General features: G+C 66.8%; 18 protein-coding genes. 8 read left to right on the forward strand and 10 right to left on the reverse strand.

Going from position 1 to position 15065, the window contains the following annotated elements:
- The first annotated feature begins 168 nt into the window (after positions 1 to 168).
- Positions 169 to 732 (forward strand): hypothetical protein, encoded by a 564-nt coding sequence (locus ACJH6J_RS26565; RefSeq protein ID WP_406804788.1) that lies wholly within the window; start codon positions 169 to 171, stop codon positions 730 to 732.
- A 28-nt stretch (positions 733 to 760) separates the two neighbouring features.
- Here ACJH6J_RS26565 and ACJH6J_RS26570 read toward each other — a convergent pair whose 3' ends face one another.
- From ACJH6J_RS26570 to ACJH6J_RS26580, 3 genes are all read right to left on the reverse strand, one after another.
- On the reverse strand, positions 761 to 1057 hold the full coding sequence (locus tag ACJH6J_RS26570; protein WP_371824513.1) for a hypothetical protein: 297 nt from the start codon (positions 1055 to 1057) through the stop codon (positions 761 to 763).
- Positions 1057 to 1440, reverse strand: a complete 384-nt coding sequence (locus ACJH6J_RS26575) for a heme-binding protein (protein WP_212813083.1) — start codon at positions 1438 to 1440, stop codon at positions 1057 to 1059. Before ACJH6J_RS26575 ends, ACJH6J_RS26570 begins: the two co-directional genes overlap by 1 nt.
- Before the next feature lie 125 nt (positions 1441 to 1565).
- A complete protein-coding gene (locus ACJH6J_RS26580) occupies positions 1566 to 3242 on the reverse strand; it encodes a PE-PPE domain-containing protein (RefSeq protein WP_212813081.1) in 1677 nt (558 codons plus the stop codon).
- A 486-nt stretch (positions 3243 to 3728) separates the two neighbouring features.
- On the opposite strand from ACJH6J_RS26580, the gene ACJH6J_RS26585 reads away from it, so the two are divergent.
- Genes ACJH6J_RS26585 through ACJH6J_RS26600 form a run of 4 tightly spaced genes read left to right on the forward strand, consistent with a single transcriptional unit; the run spans position 3729 to position 7083 of the window.
- Positions 3729 to 4790: a hypothetical protein gene (locus ACJH6J_RS26585; protein WP_212813078.1), complete on the forward strand. Its 1062-nt coding sequence runs from the start codon at positions 3729 to 3731 to the stop codon at positions 4788 to 4790.
- Between the two features lie 57 nt (positions 4791 to 4847).
- Entirely contained in the window at positions 4848 to 5633 is a 786-nt protein-coding gene (locus ACJH6J_RS26590) for a DUF4239 domain-containing protein (protein ID WP_212813076.1), read from the forward strand.
- Between the two features lie 47 nt (positions 5634 to 5680).
- A complete protein-coding gene (locus ACJH6J_RS26595; protein WP_212813074.1) occupies positions 5681 to 6082 on the forward strand; it encodes a metalloregulator ArsR/SmtB family transcription factor in 402 nt (133 codons plus the stop codon).
- Positions 6079 to 7083, forward strand: coding sequence for a cation diffusion facilitator family transporter (locus ACJH6J_RS26600; RefSeq protein WP_406804789.1), 1005 nt, complete (start codon positions 6079 to 6081; stop codon positions 7081 to 7083). The genes ACJH6J_RS26595 and ACJH6J_RS26600 overlap by 4 nt, the downstream gene beginning before the upstream one ends.
- On the opposite strand, the gene ACJH6J_RS26605 is transcribed toward ACJH6J_RS26600, so the two are convergent.
- Together ACJH6J_RS26605 and ACJH6J_RS26610 are read right to left on the reverse strand one after the other, a co-directional pair.
- Complete coding sequence (locus tag ACJH6J_RS26605; protein ID WP_406803183.1) at positions 7080 to 7514, reverse strand: ester cyclase; 435 nt, start codon at positions 7512 to 7514, stop codon at positions 7080 to 7082. The genes ACJH6J_RS26600 and ACJH6J_RS26605 overlap by 4 nt on opposite strands.
- A 48-nt stretch (positions 7515 to 7562) precedes the next feature.
- A complete protein-coding gene (locus tag ACJH6J_RS26610) occupies positions 7563 to 7925 on the reverse strand; it encodes a metalloregulator ArsR/SmtB family transcription factor (RefSeq protein ID WP_212813066.1) in 363 nt (120 codons plus the stop codon).
- Positions 7926 to 8008: 83 nt separating this feature from the next.
- Here ACJH6J_RS26610 and ACJH6J_RS26615 point away from each other — a divergent pair, with 83 nt between their 5' ends.
- The gene (locus tag ACJH6J_RS26615; protein ID WP_212813064.1) at positions 8009 to 9937 is read left to right on the forward strand and encodes a heavy metal translocating P-type ATPase; all 1929 of its coding nucleotides are present in this window, start codon (positions 8009 to 8011) and stop codon (positions 9935 to 9937) included.
- Positions 9938 to 9955: 18 nt separating this feature from the next.
- On the opposite strand, the gene rd is transcribed toward ACJH6J_RS26615, so the two are convergent.
- Positions 9956 to 10138 carry a rubredoxin gene (gene rd / locus ACJH6J_RS26620; RefSeq protein ID WP_212813062.1) on the reverse strand — a complete coding sequence of 61 codons (183 nt, stop codon included), beginning with the start codon at positions 10136 to 10138 and terminating at the stop codon, positions 9956 to 9958.
- Between the two features lie 29 nt (positions 10139 to 10167).
- Complete coding sequence (locus ACJH6J_RS26625) at positions 10168 to 11250, reverse strand: fatty acid desaturase (RefSeq protein ID WP_212813059.1); 1083 nt, start codon at positions 11248 to 11250, stop codon at positions 10168 to 10170.
- An 83-nt stretch (positions 11251 to 11333) separates the two neighbouring features.
- Between ACJH6J_RS26625 and ACJH6J_RS26630 the strand changes: the two genes are divergently transcribed.
- Together ACJH6J_RS26630 and ACJH6J_RS26635 are read left to right on the forward strand one after the other, a co-directional pair.
- On the forward strand, positions 11334 to 12050 hold the full coding sequence (locus ACJH6J_RS26630) for a TetR family transcriptional regulator (protein WP_212813057.1): 717 nt from the start codon (positions 11334 to 11336) through the stop codon (positions 12048 to 12050).
- 43 nt (positions 12051 to 12093) lie between these two features.
- Positions 12094 to 13305, forward strand: a complete 1212-nt coding sequence (locus ACJH6J_RS26635; RefSeq protein ID WP_212813055.1) for an acyl-CoA dehydrogenase family protein — start codon at positions 12094 to 12096, stop codon at positions 13303 to 13305.
- A gap of 49 nt (positions 13306 to 13354) precedes the next feature.
- Here ACJH6J_RS26635 and ACJH6J_RS26640 read toward each other — a convergent pair whose 3' ends face one another.
- From ACJH6J_RS26640 to ACJH6J_RS26650, 3 genes are all read right to left on the reverse strand, one after another.
- A complete protein-coding gene (locus ACJH6J_RS26640) occupies positions 13355 to 13975 on the reverse strand; it encodes a hypothetical protein (protein WP_212813053.1) in 621 nt (206 codons plus the stop codon).
- 108 nt (positions 13976 to 14083) lie between these two features.
- Positions 14084 to 14266 carry a hypothetical protein gene (locus tag ACJH6J_RS26645; RefSeq protein WP_212813051.1) on the reverse strand — a complete coding sequence of 61 codons (183 nt, stop codon included), beginning with the start codon at positions 14264 to 14266 and terminating at the stop codon, positions 14084 to 14086.
- A 253-nt stretch (positions 14267 to 14519) separates the two neighbouring features.
- Positions 14520 to 14723, reverse strand: a complete 204-nt coding sequence (locus ACJH6J_RS26650; RefSeq protein ID WP_212813049.1) for a hypothetical protein — start codon at positions 14721 to 14723, stop codon at positions 14520 to 14522.
- Positions 14724 to 15065 lie beyond the last annotated feature (342 nt).

A 15065-nucleotide genomic window follows, 5' to 3' on the forward strand; every position in this document is an offset into this window, starting at 1 on the left:
ACACACCCAGCCAACCAGACACCCCAATCACAGGCCGACAGCAGCTGACCGTTCTACACCCTCAATCATGAAGAGCCTGAAATCGACCGCTGGTTGGCCGAGTACGGCGAGAAAGACCATTTCGTCCTATCGCCGCAGGACGGGCACCTGGAATCGATTCACGCGTTCATGGCCAGCGATTCGGTTCGCGCATTTCTCGACAATGTCGTCCGCCAGCGGTTCCCGGACCGTGCTCATGAATTGGACGGTACGGCGGTGCGCATCGTTGCCGGGCCACACGCCGACGGCGATGCCTGGTGGTTCCACTACGACGCCAGCGTCGTGACGATGGTGGTCCCGTTGTTCATCCCCGAAGCAGAACCGGGCCGGTCCGGAGAGTTGGTGGGCTACTTCAACAAGCGGCCGTTCCGCCGTTCGGTGATGGTCAACATCTTCGAGAAGATCGTCCATCAGAGCGCGACGTTCCGGCAGCGGATCCTGGACAGTCTCGGCCGCAGCCACGGCCCGACCGTTGTCGACATGAATGTCGGTGACGTGTACCTGTTTTGGGGCTATCGGAGTCTGCATGCCAACATGCCGATCGCTTCCGGCCAACGGCGCGTGACACTGCTCATTCACTACGGCCAGCCGCACGCGCCCAGCGGCGCGCTGGCCGCGGCCAAGCGCCTGCACTGGGCCTTGCGTGGCCGCACCGACGCCGCGGACCAGCCGGCGGCCGCAGGGGCGTACTGACCGGCATGGTCCGGGGCGGGTGCCGCGCTCAGCGGCAGGTGTTGGCGCTGACCCAGCGGCCGTTCCAGCCGACGCAGCCCTGAACCGGTGGGGGCGGCGGTGGCGGCGGCATGTCCTCGGGCAGTGGCGCGTAGTAGGCCGGCGGCGGCGCGTACGGCGCGACAGCGCCGAAGTCGGTGCAGCCGCTGACCGTGATGCGCCGTCCGGCACCGAAGCAGACGTCGGCATTGGCGGTGCCCGCGGGGACGATCGCGATCAGTCCGGGTACGGCAGCCGCGGCCAATGCGGCGGCGATCAGCCGGCGGCGGGGGCGTGGCGCGGACATCATTCGCCCAGCAGCGGCCGGTCGGGCTGCGCCAGGCCGCAGCGCTCACGGAAATCGGTCATGGGCTGACGGATCGCCCGAAGTTCGTTGTGCGCCTGCGGGTTTGCGTCGAAGAAGGTGCGCACCTCATTGGCGACCTCATCGCGCGGCTTGCCCTGCAGGCTGCCGTAGAAGTCGTTGACGTCCGGGTGCGTGAACAGGTAGGCGGAGGCGGCAGCAGCGACACCCGAAGCTACCCCGGCCAGATCCGCGGGAGTGCAGTTGGGGGCCGTCGGAGCGGCGATCGCCTGACCCGACATCGGCAGGGCGACGGCCATGACGGCCATGGCGGCTCCTGCGGCAGCTACGACCGCCCGCTGGGCGACCGATTTGGTGAAGACCATTGCCGTATTCCTTTCCACAGTCCCGGCTTCCGGGTCGATCGACCACCGGACACAGCCGGACTGTAGCAGGCGGATTGACCCCGCCGACATTTTCTGCGCGGACGCAGTCCGGAGCTTGCAGGCAGTCAGTTCTGCGCACCGGCAGTGGCGGGAGTGCCGGCCGGGCTCTGCGTGCCTTCCTTGTCGGCGGCCTTCGTGTCGGCAGCGCCCTTGTCGCCGAGTTTGCCGCTCTCGGAACCCTTTTCGCGCTTCGCCTGCGCTGTCTTCTGGCCCTTGCCGAGCTTGTCGCTCTTGGCCTTTTCGTTCTTGCTCTTCTTCTCCGGCTTGTCCTTGGCATGCGTCGTGTCTTGGTCCTGCTTCCCGGACGGGTTGTCGGCTGCCTTGTCGTCGGTTCCGCCGGACGGCTGTTGGGTGGTGGTGCCGGGGTCCGTCGGCGTGGTCGCCGATGTCGCCAGGTTCACGGCCGGGGGCGTGCTGGGCGGCGCTGATTTGTTGGTTGTCGGCGATGTCTGTGCAGCGGCCAGGGGGTTGGTCGCGGCGGCCGGCGCGAGCCCGCCGCTATCGGTGAACAGCGACACCGCGGAGGCGAACGGGTCCTGGGTGGGTGCCGGGGCCGGCCGCGTACCGGTGATGTCGCCGATCGCGTCGTGGATGCCCTGGACGGTCGCTTTCGCCAGGTCCGGCAGCAGGGTGAGCATCTTCTGCGGATTCAGCGGCATGACGACCTGGAACGGCGTCGGCGTCCCGTAGGACGTGCGGTCGTACCCGGTCTCGATGAGCACTTTCAGGGCCGGCTCGATCAGATCGGTGAGGGGACGGGTCACCGCTGAGATACCGAGCCGTTCGCCGATGAACCGAATCGGCGCCAGCAGCGGCAGGCTGGCGGTGGGCAGCGTGATATACGTGGTGTCGCCGTACTTCTGGCAGTGCACCGCCTCGGTGCACGCGTTGTTGTCGGACGCGGTTTGCGCGGCGTTGACCAGCTGGGTGAACTCGTCGACCGTGTACCCGTACGGGTGCGCGGGGTCGGGGTGAGCGGTGTTCGGGAACACGTAGGTCGGGTGGATGAACAGCAATCCGGCGATGGCGTTGAAATCCGCCAGCAGGTTGATCGGATACGCCGGGAAATCCGACACCCCGTCGTACTGGATGACGATGTCGCTGGTCCGGACGCCGCGGTCGGTCGCGGCTGGGATGCCGACGGTCGCGTCCAGGATCGGGATCTTGAATGCGCCGAAGAATCCGGGCCGCACGAACAGACCGCCATTGGGCCGCTGCGGATTGGCCGCGTAGACGAAGGTCACCTGGTCGGCGGGCGGGAGGCCTGACGTCTGTGACCCGGTGGCCGGGTAGTTCTGATTCTTGAAATAGCTGCCGACCGTGCCGCCCTGGGAATAGCCCACGACATAGAAATGGCCGGTCGGGTCGGCGGCGTAATCGGCTTTGAGTTCGTCGCCGAGGTTGTCGACACCCGTTTGTACCGATTTGTTCCAGGTGTCCGAGTGCAGTTGCTTCAGTCCGAAAATGATGATCGGCCAGAATGACGCCGGGTAATCGATCAGCGTTTGGCTGCAGGCGGTGGTATCCGCATAATTGCAGCCCGGATTGGTCGGCGTGACAAAGTTGCGCACCTCCGCGACGCCGAAAGCTGTATCGGGCGTTGGGTTTCCGGTTCCGGGAACGATCAGCGCATGGACGGCCGCATTGCCTATTGCCGCGGCGAATGTCGCTGATACCAGGAGTAGGACTGAACTGACGATGGCAACTGCTGTCATGGCGATCGTCGAAAATGCACGACGCATCGGCAATCCTCCCTCGACACCACGGAGCCTCGGTACAGACTCGCCAAGGCTACATCTGCCAATGGTTAACGATGGCCCTTTTGCTGACTCGCGCACCAATAATTCAAGATCGGTTTATCGCGAACGGAATTCGTGCCAGCAGCGCGGTTGCCATGCCATTTTCCGGCAAGCCGATCGTGCCCTGCCGATAGGACGTCGAGCCCGGTCAAACTCCGCGCTGGCAAATCGGTGCCTTCGTCGGTCGGTGCCGCTGTAGCGGCGCGGCCAGACCGACGGAGGACCTTCCTGGCGCTGTCAAGTCAGATCATGGCAAACCGGCTGATGTGGTGTTTTTCACTATGGGAAACAAGATTCACCCCGAAAGACGATGTGCAGGCAAACCGGGCGTACGTCCGGTGCCGAAGCGTCCTCTGATGGAGCGGGCGTGAAGCGCCCGCTGTTTGCCGAGGCATTCGGCAAACGCGGAGAGTGACGAGGAGTGGCCCCATGGATGCTGTGATCGGTGTTGCGCTCACCGCCACCACTGCGGGCATCACGCTCACGTCAGGTGACCAGGCCTTCGACGCTGCGGTCGACGGCGTGACGGTTTCCTTCGATGGCCGACGCCCGTCCGGGTCCCAACTGGCCGGCGCGGTACGCCGGATCTACGCGCAGGGTGCCAAACGCGGCCGCCGTGCCCGCTCGGTTGCCGTCACTTGGACGGCCGACGCCGACGATCACGTCGCCGGATTCAGTGGACTGCCGGCCGAGCTGGATATCGAACTGCTGCCGATCCCGCTGGTATCGGCAGGCTCGGCGCTGGTGTGCGAGACCGACTACGCCGACACCGTCGTCTGCGTGTTGGAGCCTGATGTGGAACGTGGGCTACGAGGTCGCGCCGTCGTCGCGGACACCGACGAACCTCGGGCTGCTGTCGCGGTGGGACTGGATGCCGACGGTGCCGCCGGCTGGCTGGCCGACGTCCTCGGCCGACTCGATCACCGGCCGCAGCGGCTCGTCCTCGTCGGCACGGACGAGCACGTGCATCCCGTCGCCGTGGAGGTGCCGAACCACGTTCGGGTCGAGTCGGAGGCCGAGTCGCTCCTGGCGCTCGCGCATGGTGCCGCGTTGGCCTCGGTTCGCGACGCCGTTCCTGCAGCTGTGGACGAGCCTGATCCCAAACGCCTTGCCAGGAAGCCGGTTTGGCTGACGCCGGTGGCGCTCGCGGCGATGGTGCTGGTTTCGGCTCTGGTCGCGACCATGCCTCTGGGCTCTGCCGGCCCATCGCCGGCGCCCGCGCCGGCTCACGTATCCGTGTCGCCGGCCGTGCAAGTGCCGCCGAGTCCCAGTCCGCCTCCACCGGCGCCCGAGCCTGTGGCTGTGCCGGCGCCGGCGTCGGATGCGCCCGCGGTCAACCAGAAACAGAACCAGAGCGATACGTCCGCGGGGGTGCCCGAGGGCCGAACGCCGTACGTCCCGCCGGTAGCCGTCGAGCCCGCGGTTCCGGTACCGCCGCAGGTTGCCGAAGTGTCGGACAACTGCGTCGTGTTGTGCGGTTTTGTGCTCTAGGCGGTTTGCGGGGATTGCTTGGCAACAGCTCGGCGTGCTTGGCATGCTTGGTCCACTATGGGTGATCTCGGGGTGTTCGGCGCGTGGCTCATGCTGGCGTTGGTCGTCGGCGGGGCGGTCTGCGTGGCGGTCGGCTGTGTGTTCGTGACGCGACGCATCATCGCCCGTGATGCGCGCCCGGAACAGAACTCGTTCCTGTCCCCGTTCCTCACCGTCGTCGGCCTGGTCTACGGGGCGCTCCTGGGGTTCACGGTGGTCGTCGGCTGGCAGCAGTTCCTCAGTGCCGAGACGAACGTCGCCAACGAAGCATCGACGTTGACGACGCTGTACCGCCAGACCGTCGCGATGCCGCAACCGGAGCAGGCGCAGGTTCGTGAGCAGTTGCGCAAGTATGCCGCCGCGGTTCAGGGACCCGCCTGGGGCATGGACGAATTCGCTGACATCAGCAACAACGGCCGTGCGGCGCTCAGCGAGCTGTATCGCATTGTGGGAACGCATGGTTCGGGGCCGAGCGCGAGCCCGATCGATTCGCAGTTCCTGAGCGAGCTGACGGTGCTGGCCTCGGATCGCAGCGAGCGCATCCTCAACTCCCACCAGCGCATCCCGGCGCTGCTGTGGGGTGCCCTGATCTTCGGAGGGGCGGTGCTGATCCTGCTGACGTGCTTCATGCGGCTGGAGAACGCCCGCGCGCACGCGGTACTCGTCGGCGCGGTCGCCATCCTGTTGTCGCTGCTGCTGTACGTCATCTACACCCTGGACCATCCGTTCGGCCCCATAGGCGTTACCCCGCAGCCGTTTTCGCATGCGGTCAAGGTGTTCGACATGGTCGACCGCGGCAGCTGAGCGTCGCTCCCGAGGTCGACCGGCGGCCGACGGTCTATTATCTGCGTATGAATGCAGATAACCAGGTGCCGGCGCCGCTCGCCGACGACCAGGTGCGTCTGGTGGTGGAAGTGTTCCGGATGCTCGCCGACCCGACCCGCGTCCAACTGTTGTGGGCGTTGAGTGCGTGCGAGTTGTCGGTCAATGAATTGGCCGAGCGCGTCGGCAAGCCCGCGCCGTCGGTGTCACAGCATCTGGCGAAGCTGCGGATGGCGCGGTTGGTCCAGACGCGGCGGGCCGGGACGACGATCTTCTACAGCCTCGAGAACGAGCATGTGCGGCAGTTGGTGGTCGACGCCGTGCACAACGCCGAACACGCGGGTCCCGGGGTGCCGGCGCATCATCGTCAGGACCCCGGCGTGCGGAGCCTCGGCGCCGACACCGCCGTGCGCAGGGGCGGTCGGCGATGAGTAGCCACCACCACCATCATCACCACGACCACGACCACGACCACGACCACGGTCATGGCCACGACCACGGCGGCTGGGGCGCGGTCAAAGGGCTGTTCGCTCCGCATTCCCATGACGCGGCGGACAGCCTGGACAGCGCGCTCGAGTCGAGCGCGGCCGGCATCCGGGCGGTGAAGATCAGCCTGCTGGTGCTGGGCCTCACCACGGTGGTGCAGATCGCCATCGTGGTGGCGTCGGGCTCGGTGGCCCTGGCGGCCGACACGATCCACAACTTCTCCGACGCCCTGACCGCGGTGCCGCTGTGGATCGCATTTGCGTTGGGCACCAAGGCCGCAACCCGTCGTTACACCTATGGCTTCGGCCGGGTCGAGGACCTGGCGGGGTTGTTCGTGGTCGGCATGATCACGCTGTCGGCGATCATCGCCGGCTACGAGGCGGTGCAGCGGTTGATCCATCCGCAGGTCATCGATCACGTCGGGTGGGTGGCACTGGCCGGACTCGTCGGCTTTCTCGGCAACGAAACGGTCGCGATCTACCGCATCCGGGTGGGGCGGCAGATCGGGTCGGCGGCGTTGGTTGCGGACGGTATCCACGCGCGCACCGACGGATTCACGTCATTGGCCGTCTTGCTCGGCGCCGGTGGAGTGGCACTCGGATACCCGCTCGCGGACCCGATCGTCGGGTTGATCATCACGGTGGCGATCCTGGCCGTGCTGCGCACCGCGGTGCGAGATGTGTTCCGCCGCTTGCTCGATGGCGTCGACCCGGCGCTCGTCGACACCGCCGAGCAGTCGCTGGCGGCCGAGCCGGGGGTGCGGTCGGTGCACAGCGTGCGCATGCGGTGGATGGGTCACCGCCTACATGCCGACGTCGAACTCGACCTCGATCCCGAGCTGAGCCTGGCGCAGGCCCACCAGATCGCCCACGACGCCGAGCATCATCTGGTGCACGCCGTGCCCAAGCTGACGACGGCGCTGATCCACGCATACCCCGCGCGTTAGACCCTGCCGACGGCGCCGAGCTGCTGCAGCTGGGACAGGGTATCGACGACGCCCCAGACTTCGGCGATCTTGCCCTCGGTGAACCGGATGATGAAGATCTCGTCGTACACAACGGTTTTGCCGGTCGGTGCCAGCCCGCGGTACTCGCCGAGGTGCGTCCCGGTCACGGTCTGGCGCGCGGCGAGTTTGTCATGGTCGACGACCATGTCGTCGACCATGACGTGAATGTCGGGGAAGGCTCGAAGGAGCAGCGTCCAGATGCGTTTCATGATGTCCGGCCCGGAACCTACGGCGAGCGGGGAGTGGACCACGGCGTCGGGGAGGAAGACGTCGTCGATCGTGCTCACGATGTCGTCGATGTCTCCGCTGTTGCAGCTGCAGTGGAATCGTTCGAACGTCGCGACATTGGTGCTCGTGGGTGTCGTGGACATGGACCCTCCTTGCGATGTGGCGCAACGGTTCGCGAGCCCACCGGGCACTCAGCCTGCGTCGCTGGTGCGGTCTGCCAGCCCCAGCCTCAGGTGCTCGCTGTGATAGACGGCTTCGTCGAGCAGTTGCGCGACGTGGTTGTCGTACAGGCTGTAGACGATGCTGCGGCCGCTCCGGGTGCCGGTCACCAGTCCGAGATTCCGCAGCAGTCGGAGCTGATGGGAAACGAGGGACTGCTCGAGGCCGATCGTGTCGGCGAGGTCGGTGACGGAGCGGGCGCCCTGGCGTAGCTCGGTGAGGATCATCAATCGGCTTGGAGTGGCAAGCGCCTGCAGAGTCGTGGCGACCTGAGCCGCGGCGTCAGCGTCGAGCCGCCCGGTGGGGCGGTCACGCCCCTCGACACCATGTCCCACGGTTGTAGTGTACTAGGGCACACACATGAAGACGTATTCATTTGTTCTGATAACGTTGACTGCATGTGTTTGCGAGGTGCGTCATGGCGACGGTGACCCAGACCGCCCGGCCGGCGCTGTCCGGTGCGGCGGTGGCTCCGTCGCGCCGCGGGTGGTTCGACCTGTCGGAGATGCGCTGGACTGCAGTGGCTTTGGCATTGTTCCTGGCGGGGTTGGTGCTGCAGCTGGCTGGTGGGCCGAGCTGGTCGTGGTGGGCGCTGTACCTGGCCTGCTACGTCACCGGCGGCTGGGAGCCGGCGCTGGCGGGACTGCGGGCGCTGCGCGAGAAGACCCTCGACGTGGACCTGCTGATGGTCGTCGCGGCGATCGGCGCCGCCTCGATCGGCCAGGTCACTGACGGCGCCCTGTTGATCGTCATCTTCGCGACGTCGGGCGCGCTGGAAGCTCTGGCCACGGCGCGGACCGAGGACTCGGTGCGCGGCCTTCTGGACCTGGCGCCCGACACCGCGACCCGGTTGTCCCACGACGGCGAGCACGTCATGCCGGCCACTGAGCTGGCGGTCGGTGACGTGGTGCTCGTACGGCCGGGGGAGCGCATCTCCGCGGACGCCACGGTGATCGACGGCGCCAGTGAGGTCGATCAGGCGACCATCACCGGCGAACCGCTGCCGGTCGACAAGGCCGTCGGCGACGAGGTCTTCGCGGGCACGCTGAACGGCACCGGGGCACTGCGGATCCGGGTCGACCGGCGGGCTGCCGACTCGGTCGTGGCGCGCATCGCGGCGCTGGTGGAAGAAGCGTCGCAGACCAAGGCCCGCACGCAGCTGTTCATCGAGAAGGTCGAGCAGCGCTACTCGATCGGCATGGTCGCCGTCACCCTGGCGGTGTTCGTGATCCCGCTGCTCGCGGGCGACTCTATGCGGGAGGCGCTGCTGCGGGCCATGACCTTCATGATCGTCGCATCCCCGTGCGCGGTCGTGCTGGCCACGATGCCGCCGCTGTTGGCGGCCATCGCGAATGCCGGGCGTCACGGCGTGCTCGTCAAGTCTGCGGTGGTCATGGAACAGCTCGGCGCCGCCACCCGCGTGGCTTTCGACAAGACCGGGACGTTGACCCGCGGGACTCCAGAACTTGCGGAGATTCGGCTGCTGACAGGTGATTTCACGCAAGATCAGGTGCTGACACTGGCCGCGGCCGCCGAGCATCCCAGCGAGCACCCGCTGGGTGCGGCCATCGTCCGCGCGGCCAAGGCGCGTCGACTCGTCCTGCCGCGAGCCGCCGATTTCGCCGCCGAACCGGGTCGCGGCGTACGGGCCGTCATCGACGGACACACGATCACCGTGTCGGCGCCGTCGGCGGACAGCGCCGACGCGGCAGCCCAGATGGAGCAGCGGGGTGGTACGGCGGTCGTCGTGGCGGTCGACGGTCGCGCGGTCGCGGTGTTGGGCCTGACCGACGAACTCCGTCCCGATGCCCAGGGTGCCGTCGCCGCCGTCACCGCGTTGACAGGGCGGGCCCCGGTCCTGCTCACCGGTGACAATGCCGCGGCGGCAGGACAATTGGCCGATCAGGTGGGTATCGCCGAGGTGCGTGCCGGCCTGCTGCCGCACGAGAAGGTGGCTGCCGTCCGGGACTTGCAGGCCGATGGTGGGCGGCTGGTCATGGTCGGTGACGGTATCAACGACGCGCCCGCGCTAGCGGCCGCGCACCTGGGCATCGCGATGGGCGGCGCTGGTTCGGATCTCACGTTGCAGACCGCGGATGCCGTCGTCATCGGTGACGACCTGCGCACCGTCCCCGCGGTGATCGCACTGTCGCGGCGCGCCCGCCGCGTGGTGATGACCAACCTGGCGATTGCGGCGACTTTCATTGCCGTGCTGGTGGTCTGGGATCTCGTCGGCACCCTGCCCCTGCCGCTGGGCGTGGCCGGCCATGAAGGCTCGACGATCATCGTCGGGCTCAATGGGCTGCGGCTGCTCCGGCGGGGTGCCTGGCGCGTGCCCGTCAGTTGAACGATCGGACGGGGCTGCTCAGTCCTCGTAGGGGACGAACTCGTCCTTGCTGACGCCGCACATGGGGCACACCCAGTCGTCGGGGATGTCCTCGAACGCGGTGCCGGGGGCGATCCCGCTGTCGGGGTCGCCGTCGGCGGGGTCGTAGATCATGCCGCAGCGCACGCAGATCCACAGCTGGGCGGTTTGGGTCTCGGTCATGTTTTATCCGTTCGGAAGAAGTGGTGTGGTCAGGGTTCGACGTGCGCCGGGGCGAGGCTGAAGCGGTTGGCCCGCCCGAAGGTGCCGAAGTCGTTGAAGCGGACACCGTTGGCGCGCAGTACTTTCTGGCAATCGCGCTTGATCGCCTCGCGGAGGTAGAACGGGTCACGCACCAGGAAGTGGTGGATGGCGTGGGTCTCGCCGAAGTTGAAGCACAGGGCGTGGAAGGGCTTGAGCCACTTGGCTGTCCACACCTGGGTCTGCTGCAACACGTTGTGCTTCTCGACGTCGCCGTAGTAGTGCATGTTGGAGCTGACGAAGTGCAGGCAGAACGTCCGCACCGCGTTCGGCGCCAGCAGCGTGACGGCCACGAAGTCAAGCGCCGTCACCCAGCTGCCGGAAATGCTGCTGCCGGTGACGAATTCGTAGACGTGCACGCCGATGAACAGGTGCCACAGCGTGTAGTGGATGGTGCCGAGGGGGAAGTACAGCGCGAGCGTCTTGGCGGCGAGCTGACGCGCTTCTTCGGGGGAGCGGGCCTCGTGCTTGATGTAGGCGGTGACGATGGCGCGCTGTCGGAGCGGCTTGGTGTAGATGCCGAGCATCGAGTCGAGCAGGCTGAGCAGCCGGTGGCTGCCCCAGCGTTCGCCGTTGGTGATGCCGCGCTCCTCGAGGTCGGAATCGGTGCCCGAGACCTCGTGGTGGTGCAGGTGCAGCGTCCGCCGGATCCACGGGTTGATGGTGCTGGGCCGGAAGAACCAGACCCCGAACATCATCGCGTTGTGCACCGGGCGGTTCTGCCGGAAGTACATGGAGTGGATGAGGTCGTGTTCCAGTTCGTGCAGCAATGACAGCCAGAACGCGGTGATCAGGATGGTTGCGTACCAGGGCAGGATGCCGGCCGCGTAGAGCGCGGCGTCGACGAGTACGCCGGCGATGGACGCCAGGAAGACCGCCATCCCGACGCCGTCCTGGTGTGCGGCGAGGAACGGATGGCGTTCGCGCCAGCAGTTGCCGATGCGGATGAGCTCGCCCCGGATCGCGGCGATCCGGTCGCGGTCCTCCTCGGCCAGGTTGCGCTCGCCGGGTAGGCGGGTTGCGATACGTGCCATGATTTCTCCATTCAAGTTAGAGAACGAATGTTCCGTAAGGTATGTTTGCCGATATGGCGAGGTCAATAGCTATAGTTGATTTCGTGACAGGCAACACAGAGAACAAACGCTCTCTATCTGTCGAGGCGGACTCCGGCAATGGGCGGGATCGGCATGGGCGCCGGACGCAGCAGGAGCGCCGCGAGCACACCCGCCGCGCGTTGATGACGGCGGCGCTGGAACTGACCGGCAGCGGATCGAGCTTCGACGCGCTGAGCCTGCGGCAGCTCGCCAGTAAGGCGGGTGTCGCGCCGTCGGCGTTCTACCGCTACTTCCAGTCGCTCGACGACCTCGGTCTCGCCGTGATTCACGAGACCTTTCGCACGCTGCGCGAGATCATGGGCGAGATGGCCACTCTCGACATCGATTCGTCCGGCGGCGCCATCCACGTCGGGGTGCAGGCGCTTCGTGGCGTGGTCTCGCGGGACCATGCACACCTGGCGTTCCTGGCGCGCCAACGTGCGGCCGGTCATTCGGTGCTCCGGCGCGAGATTCGGTCGGAAATCCGTTTGTACGCCAGCCAATTGGCCACTTACATGGCCCGGTTCGAACCCATCCGGTCGTGGAGCGTCGGTGATGTCGAGATGCTGTCGAGCATGTTGATGGCCACCATCCTCGCCGGCATCGATTCGATGCTCGAGGTCATTGCGCGCGGGCTCGACGAAGAGACGACGGCGCGTGATCTGGATGCGGCGGCCACCATGCTCGAGCGCCAGATCCGGTATCTGAACGTCGGTGCCACCGCGTGGCGGAGCAACTGATCACTCGCGGCACCGAAACACTTTGACCACCAACAGGAGTGACATGACATTCTCACTACAACTCAGCGACGACGTCATCGAGGTGCGCGACTGGGTGCACCAGTTCGCCGCCGAAGTCGTCCGCCCTGCCGCCGCGGAATGGGATGAGCGGGAGCAGACGCCGTGGCCGATCATCCAGGAAGCGGCGAAGATCGGGCTGTACTCACCCGAACTGTTCGGCACGCAGGCCGCCGAACCGAGCGGGCTCGGCATGCTCACCGTGTTCGAGGAGCTGTTCTGGGGTGACGCCGGCATCGCGCTGTCCATCATGGGTACCGGTCTGGCCGCGGCGGCCTTGGCGGGCAACGGAACTCCCGAACAGATCGGGCAGTGGCTGCCGCAGATGTTCGGCTCGGCCGCGGACCCGAAGGTCGCGGCGTTCTGCTCATCCGAGCCCGACGCGGGCTCCGACGTCGGGTCCATCCGGACCCGGGCCCGCTACGACGAGGCCACCCGGGAATGGGTGCTCAATGGCACCAAGACGTGGGCCACCAACGGCGGCATCGCCAACGTGCACGTCGTGGTCGCGTCCGTCTACCCGGAGCTCGGGTCGCGCGGCCAGGCCAGCTTCGTGATCGGGCCGGACACCAAGGGGCTGTCGCAGGGGCAGAAGTTCAAGAAGCACGGCATCCGGGCGTCGCACACCGCCGAGGTGGTGCTCGACAACGTGCGGCTGCCTGAGGACGCGATCCTCGGCGGCCGGGAGAAGTTCGAGGCCCGGGTGGCGCGGGTGAAGTCGGGCGTGTCCGCGGGTGGCCAGGCCGCGATGAAGACGTTCGAGCGAACCCGCCCGACGGTCGGGGCGATGGCGGTCGGGGTGGCCCGGGCGGCGTACGAGTACGCCCTCGAATATGCCTGCCAGCGTGAGCAATTCGGTAAGAAGATCGGCGAATTCCAGGCCATTGCCTTCAAACTGGCGGACATGAAGGCCCGCATCGACGCCGCCCGGCTGCTGGTGTGGCGGGCCGGCTGGATGGCGCGCAACAATGTGCCGTTCGAGAACGCCGAGGGTTCGATGGCCAAGCTGGTGGCCAGCGAGACCGCCGTGTACGTGACCGACGAGGCGATTCAGATTCTCGGCGGCAACGGGTACACCCGCGACTATCCGGTCGAGCGGATGCACCGAGATGCCAAGATTTTCACGATCTTCGAGGGCACCAGTGAGATTCAGCGGTTGGTCATCTCACGGGCGGTGACGGGCCTGACGATCCGCTGAATCAAGACTCATCGATGCGGCCGGTACGCCGAGACCACCATCAGGGCAATCAGACGAGTTCCGGCACTCTCAGGTGAGCGATCGCCAGCTCGAACTCACAGATGTCGACCAGACTGCCGCCCAACTGGGCGAGCTTTTCGGTGCGCAGCGCACTGGCCTGTTCGCGGTTGTTGTCCAGCGCCGCGGCGCTGTCGAACGTCACGGACGAAACGGCGCGTCCGGACGGCTTGTCGAGCAGGAGGCTGGCACTGCAGAACCCCTCGAGTTTCTCCAACGGCGGCAGGACCAGCGTCCGGTAGAAGTCGGTGAGGAGGTCCGCCTGATGAGGCTCGACGGAGAACCAGGCAACGCGAAGGCAGGCACTCTCCGGTGAGCGGTGGTGGCGGTGCAGCGCCGCCACCTCCCACTCACTGATCTCCTTCCGGGTCCCGTTCAGCAGCTCCGCCGCACGTTCACCGAGGGGTCGGGCGGCGTGCGCCGTCAGGTGCATCACTGCCTCCGACTCCCAGGAGCTGGTGGCGATGCACCGGCCCAGGCGCCGGTCCACCAGCAGCGACATCCCCGCGGCCCCCAGCTCCTCCAAGGCCGGGAGCACGGTGTCGCGCATGTACGCAATACCGGCGTCGATCGACGCCGGCTCGGCCTGAAACGTGGTTGAGCGTGCGTACACCAGGCGCTCCTCGGTTGCGGCAGCGCCCCGTGGCGCTGCTGGTTCTCCCCACAGCGTCCCTTGTCGACCCCGGTGGTGTATGGACTTTGCCGGAATCCACAGGTTGCGTTAAGGAGCGACAACTGCGGCGCCGAACCAATGGCAAAGCAGCAGTGTGACTTCCACGTCTATGTGGTCTTCTTCGATCGGTCTGCCGAGCCGCGCGATGGCGAGCTGGCTGCGGTACTTCACCGAGTTGACGTGCAGGTGCAGCTCGCGGGCGCTGGAATTGAACCTCGGGTTGGTGCGCACGTACCCGCCGGGAGGGTCGGGGCACCGCTCATCGCTGTCGGGGTGAGGTGGGCGTGGCCATGGGCCTGGCAAACTCGCGCGAGGCCGCGTTCTCGGCGCGGTGGTTGGCCGAGGCGGTGCGCCCGGTGCTGCCGTGGGGTGGGCGGGGCGATGCGATTGGCGGAGTCCTGCGACGCCTGCCGGCTCCCGCGTCCCAGCGGCGCGCTATCTGGGAATGCGGGCGCGACCCGCGACTGACTGAATCGTCAATTTGTTACTGGCCGGTGGCGTAGGCCAGGGTGCGCGCACGTGCGGGCGCGGCGACGTGCGGCAATGCCACCGAGTGGACAGCGGCCGCGGCCGCGGTGCGGCGGGCGTTGAACCAGCGGATGCCGGCGGCGCCGACGACCAGCAGCAGCGGCCACAGGCCGATGGCGAAGAGGACGATGGCGTCGAAGATGAAAGCGGGCTCGAACATGGCTGTGCTCCTGGGTTGGTGAAATATGTTTGTTCCGTTGATATTTGGTGTTTTCTCAACGGGGAAGCTGATACCAGAACGGTACGGCGCGGGCATGCGGCGACCCAGGTACCGCCGAGACAATCTTTTGGCGATCTGGCCCGAATCGTTGTCCCTGAGGAACAAAGGGGCAGCAATTTTCCGCGGGTGACCCCATTCCGGCTCGCTGCGCCATCAAGGTCCTGGGCGCCGACTCGGACGATATGACCTCGAGAACTTCGAGCGTGAGCAGCGGGCCATGGGCCCGGGTATCAGGTCATCTCAACATCGTGCCGGTGCTGCACAGCGGCTGACGTTCACAGG

The organism is Mycobacterium sp. SMC-18 (assembly GCF_045310895.1).
Classification (GTDB): Bacteria; Actinomycetota; Actinomycetes; order Mycobacteriales; family Mycobacteriaceae; genus Mycobacterium.